The organism is Paenibacillus sp. PK3_47 (assembly GCF_023520895.1).
Lineage (GTDB): Bacteria > Bacillota > Bacilli > Paenibacillales > Paenibacillaceae > Paenibacillus_AQ.
In genome coordinates this window covers 3,231,461-3,252,662 of sequence record NZ_CP026029.1, presented here as the reverse complement: position 1 = coordinate 3,252,662, position 21,202 = coordinate 3,231,461, and the positions used below count along the sequence as shown (strand labels likewise).

Annotated in this window: 20 protein-coding genes; 2 read left to right on the top strand and 18 right to left on the bottom strand. The window is 44.8% G+C overall.

Annotated elements, in window-relative coordinates; all coding sequences use genetic code 11:
* Positions 1 to 299 precede the first annotated feature (299 nt).
* Both C2I18_RS14515 and C2I18_RS14510 read left to right on the top strand, forming a co-directional pair.
* On the top strand, positions 300 to 752 hold the full coding sequence (locus tag C2I18_RS14515) for a hypothetical protein (RefSeq protein WP_249901845.1): 453 nt from the start codon (positions 300 to 302) through the stop codon (positions 750 to 752).
* Between the two features lie 57 nt (positions 753 to 809).
* Positions 810 to 1,151, top strand: coding sequence for an Imm8 family immunity protein (locus tag C2I18_RS14510; protein WP_249901844.1), 342 nt, complete (start codon positions 810 to 812; stop codon positions 1,149 to 1,151).
* 61 nt (positions 1,152 to 1,212) lie between these two features.
* Here C2I18_RS14510 and C2I18_RS14505 read toward each other — a convergent pair whose 3' ends face one another.
* The 18 genes from C2I18_RS14505 to C2I18_RS14425 all read right to left on the bottom strand — a co-directional run bounded on the left by C2I18_RS14505 (position 1,213) and on the right by C2I18_RS14425 (position 21,095).
* Positions 1,213 to 1,422 carry a hypothetical protein gene (locus C2I18_RS14505; protein WP_249901843.1) on the bottom strand — a complete coding sequence of 70 codons (210 nt, stop codon included), beginning with the start codon at positions 1,420 to 1,422 and terminating at the stop codon, positions 1,213 to 1,215.
* Positions 1,419 to 1,631: a hypothetical protein gene (locus C2I18_RS14500; RefSeq protein ID WP_249901842.1), complete on the bottom strand. Its 213-nt coding sequence runs from the start codon at positions 1,629 to 1,631 to the stop codon at positions 1,419 to 1,421. The genes C2I18_RS14505 and C2I18_RS14500 overlap by 4 nt, the downstream gene beginning before the upstream one ends.
* A gap of 13 nt (positions 1,632 to 1,644) precedes the next feature.
* A complete protein-coding gene (locus C2I18_RS14495) occupies positions 1,645 to 1,902 on the bottom strand; it encodes a hypothetical protein (protein ID WP_249901841.1) in 258 nt (85 codons plus the stop codon).
* Positions 1,903 to 2,260: 358 nt separating this feature from the next.
* Entirely contained in the window at positions 2,261 to 4,756 is a 2,496-nt protein-coding gene (locus C2I18_RS14490; protein WP_249901840.1) for a type I restriction enzyme HsdR N-terminal domain-containing protein, read from the bottom strand.
* 61 nt (positions 4,757 to 4,817) lie between these two features.
* Complete coding sequence (locus tag C2I18_RS14485) at positions 4,818 to 5,339, bottom strand: NUDIX hydrolase (RefSeq protein WP_249901839.1); 522 nt, start codon at positions 5,337 to 5,339, stop codon at positions 4,818 to 4,820.
* Positions 5,340 to 6,152: 813 nt separating this feature from the next.
* A complete protein-coding gene (locus C2I18_RS14480; RefSeq protein WP_249901838.1) occupies positions 6,153 to 7,073 on the bottom strand; it encodes a peptidoglycan recognition protein family protein in 921 nt (306 codons plus the stop codon).
* A gap of 12 nt (positions 7,074 to 7,085) precedes the next feature.
* On the bottom strand, positions 7,086 to 7,502 hold the full coding sequence (locus C2I18_RS14475; RefSeq protein ID WP_249901837.1) for a phage holin family protein: 417 nt from the start codon (positions 7,500 to 7,502) through the stop codon (positions 7,086 to 7,088).
* A 183-nt stretch (positions 7,503 to 7,685) separates the two neighbouring features.
* Complete coding sequence (locus tag C2I18_RS29720) at positions 7,686 to 7,790, bottom strand: CD1375 family protein (protein WP_342760346.1); 105 nt, start codon at positions 7,788 to 7,790, stop codon at positions 7,686 to 7,688.
* Complete coding sequence (locus C2I18_RS14470; RefSeq protein WP_249901836.1) at positions 7,783 to 8,343, bottom strand: hypothetical protein; 561 nt, start codon at positions 8,341 to 8,343, stop codon at positions 7,783 to 7,785. The genes C2I18_RS29720 and C2I18_RS14470 overlap by 8 nt, the downstream gene beginning before the upstream one ends.
* Before the next feature lie 50 nt (positions 8,344 to 8,393).
* Entirely contained in the window at positions 8,394 to 12,980 is a 4,587-nt protein-coding gene (locus C2I18_RS14465; protein WP_249901835.1) for a hypothetical protein, read from the bottom strand.
* Positions 12,970 to 13,293 carry a hypothetical protein gene (locus C2I18_RS14460; protein WP_249901834.1) on the bottom strand — a complete coding sequence of 108 codons (324 nt, stop codon included), beginning with the start codon at positions 13,291 to 13,293 and terminating at the stop codon, positions 12,970 to 12,972. The genes C2I18_RS14465 and C2I18_RS14460 overlap by 11 nt, the downstream gene beginning before the upstream one ends.
* Before the next feature lie 4 nt (positions 13,294 to 13,297).
* Positions 13,298 to 13,837, bottom strand: a complete 540-nt coding sequence (locus tag C2I18_RS14455; RefSeq protein ID WP_249901833.1) for a YmfQ family protein — start codon at positions 13,835 to 13,837, stop codon at positions 13,298 to 13,300.
* A complete protein-coding gene (locus C2I18_RS14450) occupies positions 13,834 to 14,664 on the bottom strand; it encodes a baseplate J/gp47 family protein (RefSeq protein WP_249901832.1) in 831 nt (276 codons plus the stop codon). Before C2I18_RS14450 ends, C2I18_RS14455 begins: the two co-directional genes overlap by 4 nt.
* Positions 14,661 to 15,101, bottom strand: a complete 441-nt coding sequence (locus C2I18_RS14445; protein WP_249901831.1) for a DUF2634 domain-containing protein — start codon at positions 15,099 to 15,101, stop codon at positions 14,661 to 14,663. The genes C2I18_RS14450 and C2I18_RS14445 overlap by 4 nt, the downstream gene beginning before the upstream one ends.
* Entirely contained in the window at positions 15,091 to 15,432 is a 342-nt protein-coding gene (locus tag C2I18_RS14440; RefSeq protein ID WP_249901830.1) for a hypothetical protein, read from the bottom strand. The genes C2I18_RS14445 and C2I18_RS14440 overlap by 11 nt, the downstream gene beginning before the upstream one ends.
* Before the next feature lie 2 nt (positions 15,433 to 15,434).
* Positions 15,435 to 16,415 carry an XkdQ/YqbQ family protein gene (locus tag C2I18_RS14435; RefSeq protein WP_249901829.1) on the bottom strand — a complete coding sequence of 327 codons (981 nt, stop codon included), beginning with the start codon at positions 16,413 to 16,415 and terminating at the stop codon, positions 15,435 to 15,437.
* A 12-nt stretch (positions 16,416 to 16,427) separates the two neighbouring features.
* Complete coding sequence (locus C2I18_RS14430; RefSeq protein ID WP_249901828.1) at positions 16,428 to 17,042, bottom strand: hypothetical protein; 615 nt, start codon at positions 17,040 to 17,042, stop codon at positions 16,428 to 16,430.
* A gap of 12 nt (positions 17,043 to 17,054) precedes the next feature.
* The gene (locus C2I18_RS14425) at positions 17,055 to 21,095 is read right to left on the bottom strand and encodes a lysozyme family protein (protein WP_249901827.1); all 4,041 of its coding nucleotides are present in this window, start codon (positions 21,093 to 21,095) and stop codon (positions 17,055 to 17,057) included.
* Positions 21,096 to 21,202: the final 107 nt, after the last annotated feature.

The following is a 21,202-nucleotide window of genomic DNA, read 5'->3' as shown; positions in this document are numbered from 1 at the left end:
CTCATTCTCATGTGATCGCCCCAAAAACAAGAACGTTTGTTTGCATTATAACTTTGTTAAGGTAAATCAGGCAATAGACTATGTATCATCTCTAATATTTGCTAATTTATATATTTCAAATTAAAATTAGGTATTTTTACTTATTTTACTATAAACACATTACTTATGTACTAATTTTATTTTTCTTCATTTTTTTACATTTTTCCCCTTACTTTTCATTCCATCTTGTGTAAAATTGTCAATATCGATCAAGTGGAAATATTTAACTTTATCGAAAAATTTAAGTAGGAGTGATTATTTTGAAGAGAAGTGTCAATAAAATTACATCTTTGTTGTTTGGTTTCATTTTATTATTCAGCTCGTTTAGCACCTTCGTCTCTGCCGCCCCTAGTAATTCCAGTGTCATACAGGAGAACAGTTCAGGTAATATTAATCCTGCAGCCTTCCCTTATATATCATCATATGATTTAGCCCAACTAGCTTTAGCAAGTTCCGGGAATTATGGATACACGGAAAGTGCCGTTCCTTCATCTATCGTCAATGGAGCAGCACAAATTTTTGTTGGGTCTGGTTATACATTAAAGATGGAGTCGGGAGGTTTTTGGTATTATAGTCAAGATGGTTTGAGAAGAGTGAGAACTGGATCAAAATGGCTTGGCAATTACCAAGCAAATTTTGAAAAGTTTTCTCGGACAGGTTACAATGATAATTATCGAACATCGAATTATCATGTTAATGTTGTTTCTGACTAATCACAGCGAGATTCTTCATTTGTCTCTCAATAAATTCAGATATGAATGGAGATTGATATGATTCGTCCGATCCTTAAAGAAACTCACTTTTATGAAATGCCTGAAGAAAACAAAGATTTTTGCGTATCAGTCGTTCTAGATGTTGGATCAGAAAAGGTGCATGGTGCTGATCAGTTCTATGCTACTTTAGCAACTGCTAATGGACTCAAAGCCTTTTTTACTGATGAAGCCGCAATAGCTATTCGTGGTTTACTTCTTGTCAAATCTTTTGACATCTCTTTAATAAAAGCTGAAATCCAAAAAATATTAGACAGATGTTCTAAAGACACCTGGGAAGAAACGGCTGTTTCAATCAACAGATTTTTCCCTTGGGAATTTGACGAGAGTAAATGGAAGTAAGTAGCGCGCTGATGTAAACAAAGAATACCCCGTCAAGCATAAGCTTGGCGGGGTATTCTTTTTATGCTCTAAATTCAAAACGGCTGCGGACGAAATAGGAGCCGGACAGTTTAACGGATTCTGGGGTGTACTTCTCTACGATGCCGCCGTAATTCATCAGGTGACCGTTCGGGTCCGGATCTGCTCGGTACCAGACAGATACCTTCACCTGAGATAAGACTGCCGCTAGAAAGTCTGTATCGCTCTCTAAGACCTTGTGTATATGATTCACGCCAGTACCATTCTAAACTCAAATTCACCTCTTATGTAGTAAGCATCAGAAACCTTAACACTTATTGGACTCCACTTAACAACATGACCTCCATAGTCTACAATGCAGCCGGCCAGATCACCGCGAAGCTCAAATATTGCGACTCGCGATTGTGTTAGTGCTGCAGCAAGAAAATCCGAATCTGTTTTCAAAACTTTAAATGCATCCATAATATAATCACTCCTAGATATAATATCTAATCTTCAGGCTGGCCCCTTTACCTTTAGATGGCGCCGCTAAAATCATATCATTAGACTTTTTATAATCATACATTGCCTTACAACATGATGGCATACTGTGATTTGGCCCGGGATAACCACCCAGTATTCTATGCACTTCACCTGAAACAATCTCCACGTAGTCAACTCCCATATTACGAGCTTCATCTATTTGACGTTGTACTTCCATTCTAAAATCTTCAACAGAAAGGCTCTCAGCCATGTATCTCATCTCCTTCCATAAAAACCTCCACCAATATTACATCTATTTTAGATTATCTAGAACATTGTGTGAATGCCAATCTTACACTGAGGATATAGACGAAAAAGCCGCCTACCATTTAGGTAGACGGTCTATTTCCTACTCTGAATTCAAAGCGTTGCATTTGAATTCGTAATCATTGATCTCGATTGGCTTAGGTATATCCCTGCACGATGCCGCCATAATCCGTGTTTAACGGATTCACTGGCGTGAAGGACCAGACCATACAGACACCCAAATTTGATGTTCGCTCCACTGCACTTTTTCAAAAATCATTCATTAAAGTTGATAATTATTAAACATTATTTTTTCAAGGTCTTTATTTAGATACTTTCACATTATTCATATAATTTTGAAAGGAAGCATTTGCCTCTCTAATTATAATATCAACCACACTCTTACCCGTAGTTGTTTTAGGTTTAAAGTACTTTAGATCTTCTGTTTCCTGAAGAGCTAAGTACTCTAAGAATATTGTTACACAGCCGTAGGCTAGTCGATCTTTGCTGATTCTATTACGGGAACTTTGAAATCTTCTAAAATATTCATTTAAATTTTTGAAATGCTCTCTATCTCTAATAGAGGTATCCACCATCATATTAAATATATATTTCCAATTTGAAAGCAAAACATTAATGTAATATAGTCCCGTATAACTTATTTGAACTGCATTGGTACCTATTAATGAGTCTCTTCCACCAATATCTGAGTTAATAAGGTATTCGTTAAGTAAAGGGGTTAATATAATTTCCAGTTTTTGTCTATCTAAAATTGTTGATGAAAACCTCTCTAACAAGTCATTTAAATCAACATACTGCTCTCCTGCATGAGAGCACTCTTCTAAATATTTCAATATATATATATTAGTCAAGTGTGAATAAAAACCATCAGATTGATAATTAAATAAGTTAAAAATATTACACTCCTCACTGGAGTAATACCTATTGTCTTCTCTCACAATTCCTTCTAGTACCTGATCATAAGAAAGAGCTGTATTATCAATATTTTTTATTTCGTTAATGAAGTCTAAAACTTCATAAAGTCTTGTGTTTTCTGATAGAATTGCCGTTTTAAACATAATAAGCAGTCTTCGCATATTTCCACCAGAGAGCTCTTCAAATAGCTTTTCCACTTGCTGCTCTGGACTTTTATCAAGTGTGTTTTTTAATATCTTCACAAATTTAGAGATAGGAATCTTCACTGTTTTATTACCGTACTCATAAACATATTGTTCTTGAGGATAATCTTCTAATGCCTCTAAACGCTTTTCCAACAGCTTTCCTGCATTTGGAGGTTGAATTCTATAAGTAATAGTTTGCAATGCATCGTATGGTGGTTTATTTTTAATTAAATTAAAACTTTGAAACCTCATAGCAGTTATAACTGTACTTCCATAAGCGGTAGCTCTTTCATGTGCTATTAACAGAACTTCCTTTTGCTCGTCAATTGTTTTCTGGTCAATATTATCAAATACAAAACATACACTTTTGTTTAAGGCTGTACTTATATAATCTATTGTTTTTTTCAATCTAAATTCCAAATCTCTTTGATAATCAACTGATAGTTCCCAAATTTTTTGTTCTATAAAATCTTCGTCTTTTTGTAGAGAAGGAGGCATTCCTACTTTGAATGTATGGAACTCTTTCTGATATATCCTTTTTATGGTTTCCCATTCATCAAGTTTCATATAATTATATTCAGTACTATCGAGTCTTTTTAGAATCTGTTCACTTATGAAGTTATTTAGTTGACCAACAGGTTTATTGAAATCTAAAAAGTCTAATCTTATCCAAATTATATTATCTCTGTCTTCATCCTGCAGTTCAAAGCAATAAAAATGTTTTAAAAAGGTAGACTTACCAGCTCCAACTTCCCCTAAAAGCACATAAACACTACCAGGATTTTTTTGTAGATTTTCAAGGTATTGTTTTTCAAAATTACTTTTTGTTTTAAAAAGCTCGTCTCTTCCTTTTATAGGCGTTATTGCAGCTATAGGTAGAGGCTCAATTTTCCTTTTTAATTGACTGGCGAAATCTTTGTATGTTCCAAATGGATCACAATAACATTTCTCCAGTAGATCAATCTGAGCATCTACTGTTAAATCTCCAAAAAACCTATTTAGGTAAGTCTCTGTCGCAACTATAGATTGATGTTGTCTAAGTATATACTTATCTTCATGCCGTATTTTGTCGTACAGTCTCAAACTCAAAGAAGGAATCTGTCTGATTTCGAGTGGAGCTTTGAGGTAATTATCAATAGCCCCTGGTCCATCGCCATGTGGATTTAAAATAGCCCAAAATAAAACAAAATCTCTTTCAATCTCATCTAAATCTCTAAATACGATTGTATCTTTATCCATATTTGGAAATGATCTTCTAATTATTATGAATTGATAACCATTTGTTAATACACAATACGGAGTTCCTAATTTATACATATACCTTTTTGCCTGGTCAATAAATTCTTTGTTTTTATCGTTATAAATGCTAGCTGTACTTTTGTAATTTTTTGTCCTTCCTTGCGGAATTTCAAAATATCTCCCGGTTCTTTTAGCCTCAATAATAAACTGATTATGATCACTATATGCCATATAATCTGCATAAATTTTTTTATGGCTATTATCCTGAGCTGTGTCACCTATTTCCAGCTCAACCTCAATCATTTCTTTAGGCCACCCTAAAACCTTTATAAAGAACTCATCAATCATTTTAAGACGGGTTGTTGCCTCATTTATATTCTCTTCTTTCAGCTTTGAGAACATTTCTTTAAATTCCAAAAAACTTGTTAATGCTTCATCTGCACTTAAAATTGTAGACATATTCAAACCCCTCTCCAACAAAAAAAAGAACTACACCCATTATAAGGATATAGTTCTTTTTTCACAATAATTTTCCAATCTTAAGTTGTTGATACGCAAGATCGAAGTGATATTTGTTATTAAATTGAGGTTTATATCTCTCAAGTTTAATAAACAATTCGTCCGGAGTAAGTTTTGAACCCTTATTTAAATACTGTATTGAAGCAAGTAGTTCAAACCATATTGGCAAACTCATGTCGGAAGGTTTATTATTTCCCATCTCCTTTAAAGGAAGTAAAACGGCTTGGGCAGTATCATTCAAATTAAATTGTTTTTCTTGTTCATGTAATTCATTAGTGTTCTGATCAATATCATAAAGAACTGATGTATACGCAGACGAATATGGACCTCTTAAATACCATTTAAATTGATACTCACTGAGGGGCATACCAACCTGCTTGGCAAGATAGCCAACTTTTTGCCATAACAGCCTCATATTATATTCCCCTGTAGAAGGGTCAGAACCAATAATAAATTTGTAAATTAGAAAAGGAAGTAACAATTCAACAGCAACCTTGCCATCGTTAATTTTAGTTGCTGACATAACACATAATTCTCCTTTATAAAGCTAATAATTTAATTATTCCACTTAAAGAATAATCTATACAGACTTTTTCGGAATATTTAGAGTGATTTATGAGGGGATTTTAGTTGCGTATCGTTAGGAAACATTTCAAATCAATATTTATCATATTACACAATAAAATATCTAAAGTAAATAAAGCTTTTTATATAATATGTAATTTTTCCCTTAAATGTGAGAAGAAATTTCTATTCAAATGTATAATTCAAACATAATAATAAAATATGTTGGAGTTAAGCATTATATATCTCATCCTTCACTCAATTATATACGAACATTTGTTCTATTTCAAGATTTTAATTTCTTTTCACTTACTTTTCTCATTTACTTTGTACCTAATTATGTTTGTACTTTACTTATTATGTTTGTACCTTTATAAGTAACCTTAAAATCAGTTTCACAACCAAAAAGCAAAAAAACCACTAGCAAAGGCTAGTGGTAAAAAATTTTTTTGAAAGCAAGGTGAGCCTTCTTTTCGGCTGTTATTCTTCTGGAGAAGATTTAATTCCCTGTGTAATTAATTGGTTTGAAGTATATCGCTGTAACTTCCCCTCAAACATAGCCCCTAATACAACATTCTGAGCACAAGCGAAACCCTCAGTGGACATCTAAGGCAAAAGCTCGCGCTGTTGTAAACTTATTTTTCCGTCCAACCTCCACTCACATTTCACCAGCAATAATGCTAACTCCTCGCCCCAATAGTTGCAAGCAAGTCAGAAAACAGCCGAAATATATGGTTTCGCCCAATAACAATACTTTTTTAAAAATTCTCTCCTATTCTAATGGCATACCCGCAGCGCACCGCAGGTGATTTGCCGTGTTATTGAAGTAAGCCATTCCCGTCTTATCTTGCTTCTGTTTAGCCGCAAACCAATCAGGTGATAGCCATCTGAAGACCAGCTCCTGAACGTTGCTCTTAGGCAGCTGTGTGAATGGTGCGGCGACGATTCCAGACTGTAACGGGATGCGTGCAGCCAGCCTCAGGTTGTTGGCCAGATTATGCAAATGCAACGTACCCACCGAATCTCCGACCTTCCGAGCCGCAAACCATGCCGGGGATACATAGTCATCAATAAGCGTCTGGGCTACATTCGCCGGCAGTTGCACGGCGGCAGGCGGCGAGATCATCTCCGGCTGCTCCTTGATCTCAGCGACGACATCGTATAGCAGATCCTTTAATGTCTTACCAGCGGTCTTCAGAGCCTGATCAATATCGCTCTTTCTGGTAGGGTCCAGCTGTTTATGGCTCGGGATGCGTGTGAGCGGATTCAGTCCCCATTTGTCGCAGCAGAATGCCAGGTACCACACAAGCCGCTTGTACGCCTCAGTAAATACGATCTTGCCGCCGTAACACAGTTCAACGCCCAGGGCAATGTCATTGGCATCGTCGCCATAGATTTTATTGTCTGTGGTCACGTTGTAGAGCACATGCCAAGCCCTTTCGGCCGGATCAGGACCAGTACCAGTAGGGATGATCTCAAGAATCTTAGTGTCATCAATGAAGACATGCGCTGAGGCTGACCGGTTAACCAATGTCTGAAAATAATCGAAGTGATTATTCGCTCTGGCCCCGGGATTGCCTGTATCATGCGCAACTAAAAAGCCCGGCGTCCCAGATGCTAACCGGGTGCCGGGCCGAACGTTTTGGCGCTTGTTGATGTAGCGCCGTTCGATAGTGTATTTATTTTTAATCAAGTTATTCCCTCCTCATGCAGATTTATTATTGTCCGGATGCTCAGGCTTGGCCGGGTTATTCTTGCTCTTATCCTCATTGAGCTGCAGAAGAAAGTCTTTCATTGCCTGTGGCAATGGAATGCCCAGTACTCCAAGATTCTCGACCACTGAAAGCCCTTCACGCCCCGCATAAAAGTAAATGGCTGCCGTTCTGAAGATTGGCGCCCCGGGTTGAACCCAGTCATCCATAAGAGAACACAGACCTACTACAAACAGTACAACTGCCTTGCGAACCCCGCCCCAAAACATCACATCACTACTTACAGTCTTGGTCCTGAAGGCCCCCATAACACCAGTCGCATAATCGAAGCACATCAGGACTATAAGTACGAGCAGCCCTTTGTCCCACCCTCCCAGCAGCCCAGCAATACTTGCGAAAACTCCCGCCATAGCTGTGACTCCCCCCGTGGCAACTTCGCGGCTCCCTGAGCCGATAGCAGCCGTGTATATGATGATTGATAATTGCTTAATATGATTGAGCATCCCCCTGCTCCCTTCCCTTTTTCAAATCAAGATGCCCCCGGAGTTAACCCGGGGCAAAATAAAAACGCCTCGATGGGCGCTACCGTTTATCTATTTAGTTTCCAACAATTCAGCCACTTCAGCGCGTTTCGTCTCGTGGACCTGATCCAAGGTAAGAAGCCCCTTGCGGACCAAGTTTGCGTATACCTTAGCCATTGTCTACTTCACCTCCCTCTGCGGGCTGCTCCACGGGTGCTTTATCTGTGGGCTGTTGACCGGCCATTACAAGCTCATACAGTTCAGCGAGTCCGAGCTGAGCGTCTATGGCCTCCTGCTTGGCTTCCTTCAACTCTACTTTTGTAGCCTGCAGCTCTTCGTAACTCTCTGTTAGGGCGGCCTGCGTATCCATCAGCAGCGCGTCTGTCTCATTCAGCCGTGTTAAGGCATCAGCCAGCTGCTGCGCGGTTTCGGCGTTTCCTGCTTCTACAGCGTCCACGCGCCCGGCCAGAATGTTGGTTTCAGTATCCCGATACGTGAACTCCAGCTCTTGCGTCTCCGGGTTAATCCGGTAGCTCTCACATTCTGCAAACTCCCGTCTGTATTGACCAAAAGCCAGCTTGACCACGCCGACCGTCTCCCGAACCCGTTCGGCCAGCTGCTTATAACTCGTGAAGTCTTGGTCCTCTGTTGTTTCAACTACTCCCCGGCCGATCTGCTCTGGGGTGAGCTGGACCACATTACCGGTGGCTTTGTCATAATAAACTTTCATGCCGATTTGCATTTATAATCATTCCTTTTCTCTAAAATTGTAATAATCAATTACACTGAATCCTGATAGGCTATCCAACTCAACGTCTCAAAACCGTCTACAAATGGCACCGTGACTGAGAAGCCGGCCGAGAATGGCGATCCATTAAACTGCCCCGTATCAAACATGTTACCATTACCGTCCCGCCGCGACCAAACCCACCTACCATTACTAAATCCCATCGCGGTCATCCAATTACCGTTATTTATACCAGTCACTTTTATAACCACACACCCTGGCGTGAAAGGCAATCCACTTACAGTACATTGACCGTCAGAAGTGTAGAATCCATTCGAGGCAACCTTTGTAGCCACAAGCGTTCCTGTAAGCCTCACCCCTTTGGAATAGGCTGTTTTATTGACCAAAATGTCAGCAGCGGTGGCGGTAGCATCGTTGGTAGCTGTTCCAGCTAATCCTATATAGGTCTGTCCGGCAAGAATCTTCTCTGGCGTTCTCGGGGCTGCCTTCAGGACTGAGTTTTCGTGGAAACCAGTTGGTATTGTTTGATCAATCAATGAAGGAGAAAAATTCATGTAGTAATACGGTATGCTGCCTGCAATAATGCCATCCTCTGTCCCAATGGTGTAACCCTGCAACACCTGATTATTTGTGGCTGTGCCGTACTCACCCCCTTCACCCTGTAAGATAAAAGCCGTTCCATCGTATACCAGTGTATAGACACCACCAAGAGCCAAAGTCGGGTTATTGCCGTTTGGCTTCTTTATGCTCTTGGCCCCCAGGCCGTTAAGGTTAAGTGTAACCGGGCCTGTTGTGGCCGCATGTGTCTTGATAGACAGCCGCAGGCCGGAAGTTAATGCTGCCGGTGCCGGCGTAATCGCAGCGACTAGCGCAGCTCCTGTACCAGTGGTGACAGCATAAACTAAAGTCCCTTGCACTACTTCTGAAAGGTGCTTACCGTCAACCATGTCGGCATTCAGGTTCGTTACCACCGTGTTACTCGCCACGGCAAACGGCGCTGTGCCTTGCGGAACAACCGATTCAATAGCATTAACCACAAGTTTGGCAGGAAAATTAATCTGAGATATGGCTGTCCCGGTTCCTCTCTTGATGCTCATTGCAGTAAATCCCGTTCCGTCCCCATCTGTAACCGTGCGAATATCAAGCCCTTTTCCATCCGCAACAATCCACCATTTCTTTTCATTCGCCGCCTGGTCTTGCTCGCTTAGGGAAATGAGAGGCGCGTTACTTATGAGGTTCACATTACTGTTGAAATAGGCTTGTCCACTTGAAGTGATATTTTGGAACGTAGGACTTGCTGTAGTTCGCACATCCTGGTTTAAAAACACGGTTCTATTTACTTTAGTAAATCCTGTAGGGGCTGTGGATTGAGTTGCTAAAATACCAACATTTAGTACACCAATGTTATTCCACTTCTGCCCTACGGTGATCTTTGTGGCATGGTTATATCCTTTACGCTCCATCCACAATTCAGTAAGTCCGGTTGTGGCGTTTACTACTAATCCGTAGTTTGCCATGTTATTTGAATCAGTCTGTGCAATCGTTAGAGGAATGATTTCAAGAGCACTTCCCCCAGAAGCTCTTGTGCTCATTTGCAAAAGATCAGATCCAGGTCTGTTTGTTCCAAACGAAGAATTGCCCTCCACGGTTAACGTCAGTCCATTACCAGAGCTATTTATGGTAGTAGTCATTTCTGCGATTTTCACATAACTTGCTTCTGCTGGTCCTGATCCGAGTCTGTACACCTCATTATCGCTTTTAACAACATAGTTAGCAGCAGCTTTTGAGTCAATAATTTCCCGCCATTCTTCCCATTTATTTGAGTTATAGAAGCTGTAGCGGTACTTAATTGGATCATCTGCATTGTAAGGATAGAAGTATTGGATAGTTGCAGAGGAAGTGTAACCCTTAATTGTCTGCACCGTTCCATACGCCCTAGGCCATCCCAAAACATTATTGACAAAGAACGTTGATGTAGCTCTATCCGGGTAGGTTTGTGGTAAATCGTCCGGTCCTTTGAAGTTGTCTGCATAATGAGATCTGGCAAAGGCAGAAGAATGAAAACCATCCAACATATCAACGTTCAGATTAGAGACTAATGCGGTAGAAGTTATTACAAATGGAGCTACAGAAGATGAGTAATTGGTCACTTGTCCATTGTCCGATACTCTGAATATCTTTTTGTCGGAAACCGCTTGAATCTCAAAACCATTCCCTGCAGCTTGGGTTACGCCGCCCACTCTTATGCGCGCTTGGTCTTCAAGATATCCAAGGGTGACGTTATCATTCGTGCTAGTTGCGTGAACTACGGCGAATGAAGTGGCTTTCAGCCCGCCCCCTGAATCCCTGGCAGCTACAGTTACCCCTTCATGGTTTGCAGATGCGTGTAGCCCGTCCAAGAGGTCAGAATTGAGGTTTGTTACTACCGTCGTTGATGTAACGGCTATAGGTGAAGTACCTTGCGCTGCCGTGGATATAAGTCTAGGTGTTGTTGTTCCTCCTGTATTTTCCAAAATGTACTCAGTCATGGTAATTACAGAACCATTTGTGCCGCTGGCTGGCGCTTGGAACAATCGACGCCCTCTCTGTAACGTTACACCCTGGGCGTATGATGGGCTATCCCCTCTTATTTGAATCCAGTTAGTTCCATTCCAGTAACAGTTGGCACATTGCCAAAGCCCGTACCCGTTACTTGTGTCAGTGGTTTGTTGAAGGACTCCGCCCGTAGCAATCGAAGAAAGCGCGTCAGCCGATGCAAGCCGTCCGTTTCTACCAATCAAAACAGAATCGACGTTAATCGCTTGGTTAGTATCCTGTACTACAATGCTATTGGCTGCGCTCGACGCCGAAGCGTGGAAACCGTCAACCATATCAGCATTCAAGTTAGAGACTAACGTGTTAGAAGATACTGTAAGTGGCGATAATCCCGTAGGCACAGTGAGAGCAACCCTGCGAAATGCGGAATCCCCATTTGTATCCCTAGAGGAAATTGTAGATGCTATACCACTGGAAGTCGCGTCCATCCCGTCCAGTAGGTCTGAATTCAGCCCGGCTACTTTAGTTGAACTAACAATGGAAAATGGAGCAGTTCCTGCAGGGACAGTAGAAGCAATCTGCTTAGAAAATGTTGTAGCGTATGGGTAGATTACAACAGGTGTAGGAAGCACGGTAGTGTCCGTTGTATAGATGGATGATAGTCCCATAGTATCTAAAAGACTCTTAGCAGAGTTAGTTGTAAATCCACTTACACGAACGATGAACTCTTCTGTGTTAGGCGTAGGAGCAAGGAACGCAATCTGAATTCTCCAACGACTATTCGTAGCATCCCAGGTGACATCTGATAAGGCTATTTGTGAAGCTACATTCCCGAAAGCTTCTGAATATCTGACGTGCTGAGTCCCATCTGGTGCGGTTTGTCCGGCTCTGAGGTGTATTCCATAGGCCTTGGTAAGTATTCCACTGTGCTGCGCATTATACCAAGATCCTGTAACGGAAACTTCAAGATATCCCTGAAGATTTCCGGTAAAATAAAGGTCCATTTTCTGGTTGACTGCTGTAGCGTTGAAAACCGCTTTCCCCATATACTTGCTGAAAGATTTATCTCCTAAATTTAGTCCAGTAAATTGGACATCTTTGTCTGACCGCAAGTCCTGGTCAAGGTGAAATCCATCCACCATATCGGCGTTTAAGTTGGTATTTACAGTCCCATTGTTAATTGGAACCGACCCGTTAGCATTTCCTACAGCACTGGAATTCAACTTACCATTCCAAGTTGTTCTTTCTGTGGCCGTAATATGCCGGGTGCTGTCATCAACGTGCGTCTTTGTCTGCTCCAGGGTGATAGCCGGAGCGGTCCGCCAGGAGGATTTGCCTGTTACAGCTTTGATCATGTTGGCAAGCCAGCTCCACAGTTTGGTCGGGGGGCCTGCGTCTCCTGTCGGTGCCTCTGTATCCACAATCGTCCGGTTACCAATGACCGTATCTGTTGCTGTTCCAGAACCGCCAGCTCCAGCTGTAAGACCAGCCAGCTTGGCTTTATCCGAAGAGGTATAATCTTCTGTCGATAACTGCTTACCATTAACCTTGTCTACTTTACCAGAGAGCTGATTAGTTACGGTTGCTGCAAAATTCGGGTCGTTATTTAACGCATCACCGATTTCCTTCAGCGTATCCAAGGCAGCCGGCGCAGCACCGACCACAGCCTGAATACGCTGATCTGTCTCTGTCTTACTATAGGTGTTGCCCTTATCTGCCTTGGTAAGCAGTTGAGTGTCGGTGTAGGACTTAGCAGACGCAAGGGAAGCATCTGCTTTTTGCTGTGCTGCTGCTGGTGTTTCCTTGGCATTCCAAGTCGCCCTTTCTGCTGCAGTAAGGTGTCTAATAGCATCGCCTTCATGCGTCTCAATATCTTCCCCCAACTCTGCCAGCTGAGTATGAGCACTTCCAATCCCATCTTCAATGTGGTTTAAACGTGCAGAAGTTATTCTCGTACCCTCTTGAACCAGTTCATAAAGCGGGCGGCCGGTCTGCGGGTCCGCCTTCTGTTTCCCGGATGCGTCCTTGATTGGCTTGGTCAGATCAGGGATTTCGTCCTTCCATTGCTGCTTGCTATACGCCACCAGCACTCGCCTCCAATCTCAATATAAACTCAAAGGCAATCAAAAACCCCTTATCGTTTTTGATAACGGTAAGGGGTTGATCTGCCAGTATATTGCCGTCCACATCCAATAGAGCAGCCCCTAAAAGTTGCTTCCCCACTGCCTGTGTCTCTGTTATATAAATGTATTTCCGAACTGTCATACCTGATACAATCGTATTGTATATCGGGTAGGCCGTCTGTACCCCTCCGATATTCACCCAAGCCCCTTTAATATGGCCACTCAAATTATTGATTAATTTTTCAAGTAATAACTGCTTAATAACATCTGCCAAAACTTCAGCCTCCCATCGGCACTTCAAACCCACAAATGGAGAAATCGATTCCATGAGAATATCCAGCACCTTTAATATTGATCGTTTGCGAAGGGACGGAGGAACTGATTACTGCCCGGCGGATATGTACCGGACGAATATACTCAAAGTCAGCCTGAAGACCGACCATATTAACTGGCTGGGAAAGCGAGAACTCAAATTGAATCTCCTTGGCCAAAAAATCCTCTGAGATGTTCAGCAGCTTACCGTGCTGATTACCTATATCCCGCAATACTGGCAGCCGGAACGGCCGGTCACCCCAACGCTTCCGGCGAATCGCCTCCCGCCTCTCATCATCGGTCCCGGTTTGCGTCTTCCAAAAGTACATCCACTCCCATATCCAAAGCGCCCAAGTTGATCTCCGGAGAATGAACTGGTTACCCAAGTCGTCTATTGTCTGCAGACGGTCGTCCATTTCCTTCTCAAAAACCGAAAAATGACGGTCAGCCATATCAATTTCATACCAATATGGCGGCAACATTTCTCGGTACTTTAGTGGAATCATGATAAGATCACCTCCACACGTAATACTGACGATGGCGGCAGCTCAATATCCTCTGTATCACCATTAAGCGTCAGATTGTCGTAGTCTTCCACGCCTGGCAGCAGGAGGAGCGCTGCTACATAATTGTAAATCAGCTTAACACGGCCACTTGCATAATCCAGTACTCGTTGCTGAATGGTCTTCGCAAGCGTAGCCAAATCAGCACCTACAAACAGCTGCAGCTGCGCTTCCAGCCGAACAATAAAGACGGGGGCAGGATGTACAGCTAAGTCATGGCCAGCAATCCGACGCTCTTCCCACAGCCATGACTGTACTGAATCTGCAAATTCCTCAGTGATCGGCTGCCTGTCCAGGTCGGTAAGATAAAGATCGATAGAGTTTTCGTGTCTTTCCTTCTCCCGGGCAATGGCCCCACCGACCCCGGCCATCTCCAAAGCCCAGGTTTCATAATCTTTCCGTCGTCCGCTACCGATTTCAGTAGCGGCTCGCTCTAACATCCGAAGCCGGAAAGTATCGTCGCTTTCGCCTTCTTTCCTTGTTAAGCCAGCAGCCCAGCCGTGACCGTCCAGATACTCAGAATCCGCCCAAATCGGGAAGCCTTGAAGGAAACCATAAGTCCACAATGCCTGCTGCTCTGCAATCTCGATGGCAAGGGGATACCACAGGTCATAAAAGTACTCGCCCTCATCCATTGGCGGAGGAGCCAACCCACGCTCCTGTGCCAATGCAATGGCTCGATTGACCCAGCGCCGGTAAATATCCTCTGGTGTCTCCTGAAGGATAGGCATGTTCGGTAGGACAGGCAAATCCGAAAGTTTAATAGTCATATGCTCATCGCCTCCTCCAGTTCAGCATTGCCGGCTAAGCCAGTTAAAGATATGTTGAGTTGCATCTCCTGTCCTAATCGCCGCATTGCTTTCACTTCGGCCCTCTGGATCTCCGCATGGGCCATTAACGCCTCTTCGATGTCACGCTTAATCTCTACGTCCTCCCAACCGAACCATTCAGATCTTTCAACGCCAATTTCTTCTCCATACACTACATAGCGAAATCGTTCGGTATTCAAAGTTTTGAGCGCGGTCTGTATCAGGTACTCCTCATAGGTACTTGTCTTTTTGGGATACCCGGCATCATCAAACACGGCTCGACGATTTCGATAATCAATGACGTATGTCCACTTGGTCTCAGATACAACCGACTCTATCAGCTCAATACCATCAAGCTCTGTCAGGTCGAGTACAGGAAATAAACCATCATCCGCCACTGCCGCCCACATCCTTTCCGTGAACGTAATATCGCTGTCCAGTTAACCGGGAGACGACAAGCCGGTCACCCGCCTTCAAAGGGCTGGGAAGGAACAGGACACCTGTATATGTGGAAGCCTCCGGCTGCTTCACCTCAAAAACCGCATCGATGCGCCGTTCCTGAAGGTACTCTGCAAAGACCAGCTTATCCGCGGGGTAGGGTTCCTGATCACCATCAACTTCTATGGCCGGCGAATTTGGCCAACTCAGTAGCGTGGCCCTTTCCGTATCCCGGGCATCAATATGGCCGGCTGTCTTTTCTTTCCACAGCTTAAGGGCATCGTTTAACACAGCTACTCCCTCCTTTCCAGTTCCAATTTCACAGTGTACAACCCATTCTTAAAACTGCTCTCGGCTGACTCCACAATCCATTTTGACGTATGGTCCGTTTTGATCAGAACCATCCAACCAGCTCGGAGCCCTGCCAGTGTGTGATCTTCATGCTTTACCGTAATCTTCTTGATCTGCTTCGCTTGAGATAGAGCCTTCAGGCGCTGCGTCGCGATCGTAGATGGGTTTTCATCTTCCTCCACCTCAATGATTCCCTCCATCCGGCCCATCGCCTGCACTGCGCCGGCGGCTGTCTTAGTGACAGAAGATGATAATTTATCATCCTTGTACTTTTGAGCGGTAACCACCGTATAGGTTTCCTCAATTGTGTAGCCCTCCGTGCTGGCTTCCATTTGCTCCGGGATAAAGACTGGTACACGAGAATTGGTCCCCTCTCTTACAACCTGCAGATAAAAACTCGTATCTGTCCGGACGACATCGAGGTGATACCGATAGCCGCTGCGCTCATATGCTTTTTGCAACACATCCAGGATGAGCTCCGAATGAGCAATGGTTCCATAGCGTTCATCCAGGCTGAAGCCCAACGCGGGACACCGGAAGTCGATACCAGTGGTCTTGATATAACGCTGCAGCTCCGCGCCGGCCTCTCCTTTAAGATAAGGGCGGACACCCTTGTTTTTCGCCAAATACCAGCTAATCTCCCGAGCATCGATTTCCCATTCCTGAGTAAATTCATTCTGCTCATACTTGATAATTGGGCCATAAAAGAACTGGTTTTTATGATGCAGAACCCCAACCCCTGTTAAATGCTGTGAAAAACACATCAGCAGACCGGCAATCTTAACGTCAGCAGCATCTCTCACCCGTACAGTCATACTCCGGGCGATTTCGTCTCTCGCAGAAGTCCAGGCCAACTCTACAATTGCATCTGTCAGTAAGATACGGCTGCTTTCCTTCCCATAGACAACTGCAAAATTATCCAAGTCTCCCCCTCCCTAGCCGCCCGTTTTATCTAAAATCCTTTCTTTCTGAGCCAAGTAATCGAATTTACCTTTGGCATTATCGGCTGCTGCCTTCTCCTCAGCCTTCTTCTGCTTATCACTTTTCTTTTTATCATTTTTCTTGTCTTTCTTCCCCGAGGTGTTTGGGCGGCTCTTAGATGATTTTGTGATGATCACACCGGGCTTTAGCATCTGCTGCGTATTGGAGTAAGAAACGATTTTTACAGGATCAAACTCAACGAAGTTGAAAGTGATATGCAGATTCGCCTGGCCATCTTTGTACGTTGCCTCAAAACTCTCAAACCACATTGTTTGCGAGAACAATGACTCAAAGTTGATCACAACTGGCTTGGCCTTCCATTCCTCCATCAGCTTCCAAGCCTGCTCTGGAGACTGGTATGCCACCGTCTCTTTTCCGGTTTCCCAAAGCTCCTCCCAGGCCCGTGGGAAGATAACAGAAAAAGAGACCCGCTTCAGCTTTGAAGTGAGTCTCTTACTGGTCTTCTCCTCCCCGGTAATTACCGTAAAGGAATCTATTTCATTACTGCTGGTGATCTGGATCTCCGCCGGCGTAATGGGAAAGGTAAACCGGTTCTTGTCTCGAATCATAGTGAGCAAGATTTATCCCCCGCTTTCCAGAGCCTTGTACAGCTCCTCACCAAATATCTTCCGGAACAGTGCCCTCCCCTGCGGGCTGGTCAGCATCTTCGCGAATTCGGCAAAATTGGTGATTCCTTTGGCCAGTTCACCAAAGTCGATGTTTATGTTCTCAATTACAATATCTCGGATAGCTGAAGGCGCCTGCGCCTGCGTTTTGGCCACCGGGATACTGGCGGATCTCATGCCTACTACGCCACCATTCGCATAGGGCCGCACACCAAGCAGACTCCCGGCTTGTTCCCAAAGAGCCTTACCCCGCTGGCTCCGTTGCCGGGACAAGGGTATGATCATCTCCGGACCTGCTTCTCCCACCAGGCCCATGTGCGGGGAACTGATTAAGCCACCATCAGCATACTTCTTCTTTCGCTTTTTACGACGGCCAAAGAATCCAGAAATGCCATCATACATTTTCGTGGCCAACTTCTCGCCGCCGATCGTTCCCAACAGGCCGCCGATCGCCCCGCCAACTGCGGTACCGACACCAGGCATGAGGAATGTTCCAAGCAGGGCTCCCGTCGCTGCACCGCCAGCCATACCGCCTCCGATTCCGCCGGCTACCTTAGCAGCCTGCCTTCCACGATTCCCCTTCCCCGCAAAGGCAATGTCCCACGCGTCCATGGCATAGCCAACCGGACGCACTACTTTCCCGAGTATTTTTGTGCTTTTTGTAAAGGTCCGCATCTTTGCTGTCTGCCTACGCAATTGATGACCTGTAGCCCGGATCTTGTAAGCATCTGTAAGGCTGCCCGCCTTACTCATGGCTTTAGCGTAGCGTTTAACTCCCTGCCGCTTAACCTGTTCTAAAGAATTGTGGATACCTTCAGCATAACCGGCTCCATAACCTATTCTGTCGTTATTGTCATCAATGTAGGCTTTGGCTTGGTAAGCACGAGTCCGCAAGGGCTGAGCGCCAACAATACCGCCGTTTGCATAAGCACGGACGCCCAGCATTGCCCCTGCTCTCTCCCATAGTTCCACTCCCCGCTGCCGGCGCCCTGCCGACAGAGGAATAATAGCTTCCGGGCCAGCCTCACCGACCAACCCGATATGAGGACGAGTGATAATATCCCCGTTTGCATAAGCAGCACCACCACTGGATCTTGTTGATGCAGGCGTCGAAAAAGATTTCGCTGCTCCTGCTCCAGTCAAGGTGTTAAGAATGCCCATAGCACCCATTGCTGTGGATTTTAATTCCGGAAACTTACTCTTCATCCCCTGAGATAAACCGGTAATAATACTGCTACCCCAGGTTTGACTTTGGTTTGTAACCGTTTGGATCGATTGCAGCTGCTGCTTGGTTTCATCTGCAGCTATTCTTGCAGATGTCCCAACACCGAGTAAGCTGATTCCTGCAGCACCCGATCCCTTCACAATACCATCCGTACTTGTCTGAGCTGTGCTTCCCAGGATTTTGGGTTGAACTGAAGTTCCTTTCGCGGCAGTTCCTACAGCAGTAAGACTACTCTGCGCAGCTGTGGATTCACTGCTTTTCCACATGCCAGAGAGTTCTGTCTTCACCTTGCCTACGCCCTGCAGGACCCCGCTCTTCTCAATCACTCCACTAAAAGCAGGTAATAGTCCATTCTTTGCGATATCAGTGCTGAATTGACTGAATGTAGCCTTCAGCTTCTCCTCTTGCTGGGAAGTCATGCTTCCAAAGGTCACTTTTGACTCAGGCGATGCCTTGACAGCAGCTGCGGCGGGCTCGTCCTTCTCTTTGCTTCTACCTGTTATCCAATCACCAATAGAGTAAATGCCGTCGACTGCTTTCTTCGTCCAACCTGCATTGTCAGCCATTGATCCGAGCTTTTCACCGACCCAGCCGCCGGCAGCAGCACCTGCAGCTGTACCGAGTGGACCAGCTAATGATCCGACTATTCCACCGATTGCCCCCCCTGCAAAGCTTCCAGCTATTGCCCCCCCCGTATTTGATATACCGGTCTGCAATCCATCATCCTTGGACGCCTGGTATAGGTCGTATCCCGTAAAACCAATTGATGCAACAGTACCAGCAATACCCGCGGCCTTAAGAGCCTTTTTACCGCCTTTAAATACACCCTTTAGAAGTCCTCCTCTTGCCGGAACATCCGAGCTAACTTCTGGGATGGCTGATGTCCCCCGAAGTCGAGCCGTATTTTGATAAGTGACTCTTCCCCGCCTTGCAGCCACATCCGGAATAGAATCAGCATCAGGAATATTAGTAGTCCGTGTACCACGCCGCGCCCTGATCGCGCCTCCACCACTTCCACCTGTCGTTGTCCGTGTGTTGGCACCTGCACCACCGGTGCGCCCACGCCAAGTTAGGCTACCTCCCGTGCGACTCCTTTGACCACCGAGCGAGCCTCCCATACCGCCTGCTTCATTCAGATAAACAACACTGGCATTCACAGTCATGGTTGATAATGAGCTCAGACCGCCACCCAGACTTCCACTTGATCCGCCTGTTGTACCACGTCGGAGTGTAAATCTACGACGGGTAGGGGTAGCGACTTCTTCAATGGGATTTGAAGTAGTCGTGTTGCCTCTCCATCTTCCAGTCATCTTGTTTAAATCATTTAATATTCCCTTGCCAAATTTCACCCCTTTTATAGCAGCTATGCTGCCGCCAAGGATTAGCAAAGAATTATTAATCGTTGAAAAGTGATCGCTATAAAGACTTGTCGCTTTACTTATAAAGCCGACTATTTTTGAACCCAGTTCCTGTATCTCATCCTTATTTTCTGTAATTAGAGTATTAAATTCTTCCAGTGCAGGTAGGACTGCCGTCGAAAGGTTAGCTCCCAAGTCCTGCATCTGTTGATCAATCTGTGCGCGTGTCTGAATAATGTCCTGCATGGGATTGGCTGCCTGTTGAGCTTGAACCATTCTTTCTGTTGTTCCAGCTATCCCTGAAGGTGCGGGCTGAAACGGAACCTGGAAAGTCTTAAGCACGGCCAGCCCATTATCTTCTGCAGTAGCTGAACCGAGTGAAACCAGCGAAGCTTTTAATTCACTCTGTGTTTGACTGGCAAGGTCAGCAACCAGGGCCATCAAAGCCCCCTTTGCACGCTGCTCATCACCCGAATTTATATCACCAGTGAATGCCACTGCTTGCTTCTCTGCATCATTCTTCCCAGCTCCGCGAAGAGTGAAATACTTCTCCATATCCCCGGCATCAAGAGCCTTCACACCGAAAGTCTCTTTGATAAAATCCGCAGGTTTATCGAAATTGAAGGCCCCTTTTTTCACGCTTTGTGTTAAGAAATTGGCCATCTGCCCGGAGTTCGCGCCGGTATTCTTAAAATATCCGCTGTATTCCCAAAATGTATCGAAGAGATCTTGTTGCCGATCTCCTACCTCTTTATAGGCATACATCATACTGTCAGCTACGGAGGTATATGTTTCTCGGAAAGTGTCAGCTGACTGCGCCAATGCACGGTTAACTTCCTCCGCTCCGGCATCTGGTCGAATATATTGTATTTTGGATGACGAACTCAGAAATTCACTAGCTTGTGATTTATCACGGACAAGTGGAGCCAGGTCAGCTAATTGCCTAGCCCCTTCCGTCTGAGATGGAATAATCCCCTGCACATTTAAATCCTTCACAGTCCGAAGACCTTGATCACGCGCAGCTGCAGGCAATAAGGCGGCACTACGGGAAGCTTCGGAATAGTAGTCCATCACGTTTCCGAATAGAGCGTCCTTGACTCCGCCACCAATGAGAATAGCTCCAGCTGTTGCTGCCAAAGTCGTTAATCTTGAGGAAATCCCGTCTATAACCGGACTGACTCCATCGTCCGCTTGTATATGCACCCGTGAATCGCTCATCCCGCGGATTTCGTCGTCCGCGCGAGATGCTGAGCGCCGTAATTCATCCGCACCGGATCGAGCGCGACGAAAGATATCATCAACGTTCGCACGTCCCAATCTGCGTACCTCATCTGACGCGTTGCCGAACCGGCTCCCTAAATCATCCGCTTCGCTCCGCGAACGCCGAAGATCAGATACCAGGTTGTCCCCCATCTGTGCTGCCGCACGCCGAAAGTCGAGTAAATCATCTGTTGCTCCGCGGAGTGCTGTTCGTATATTCCGGACAGCACCGGAAATAAGGTCCTGTGCTTCGAACGGGA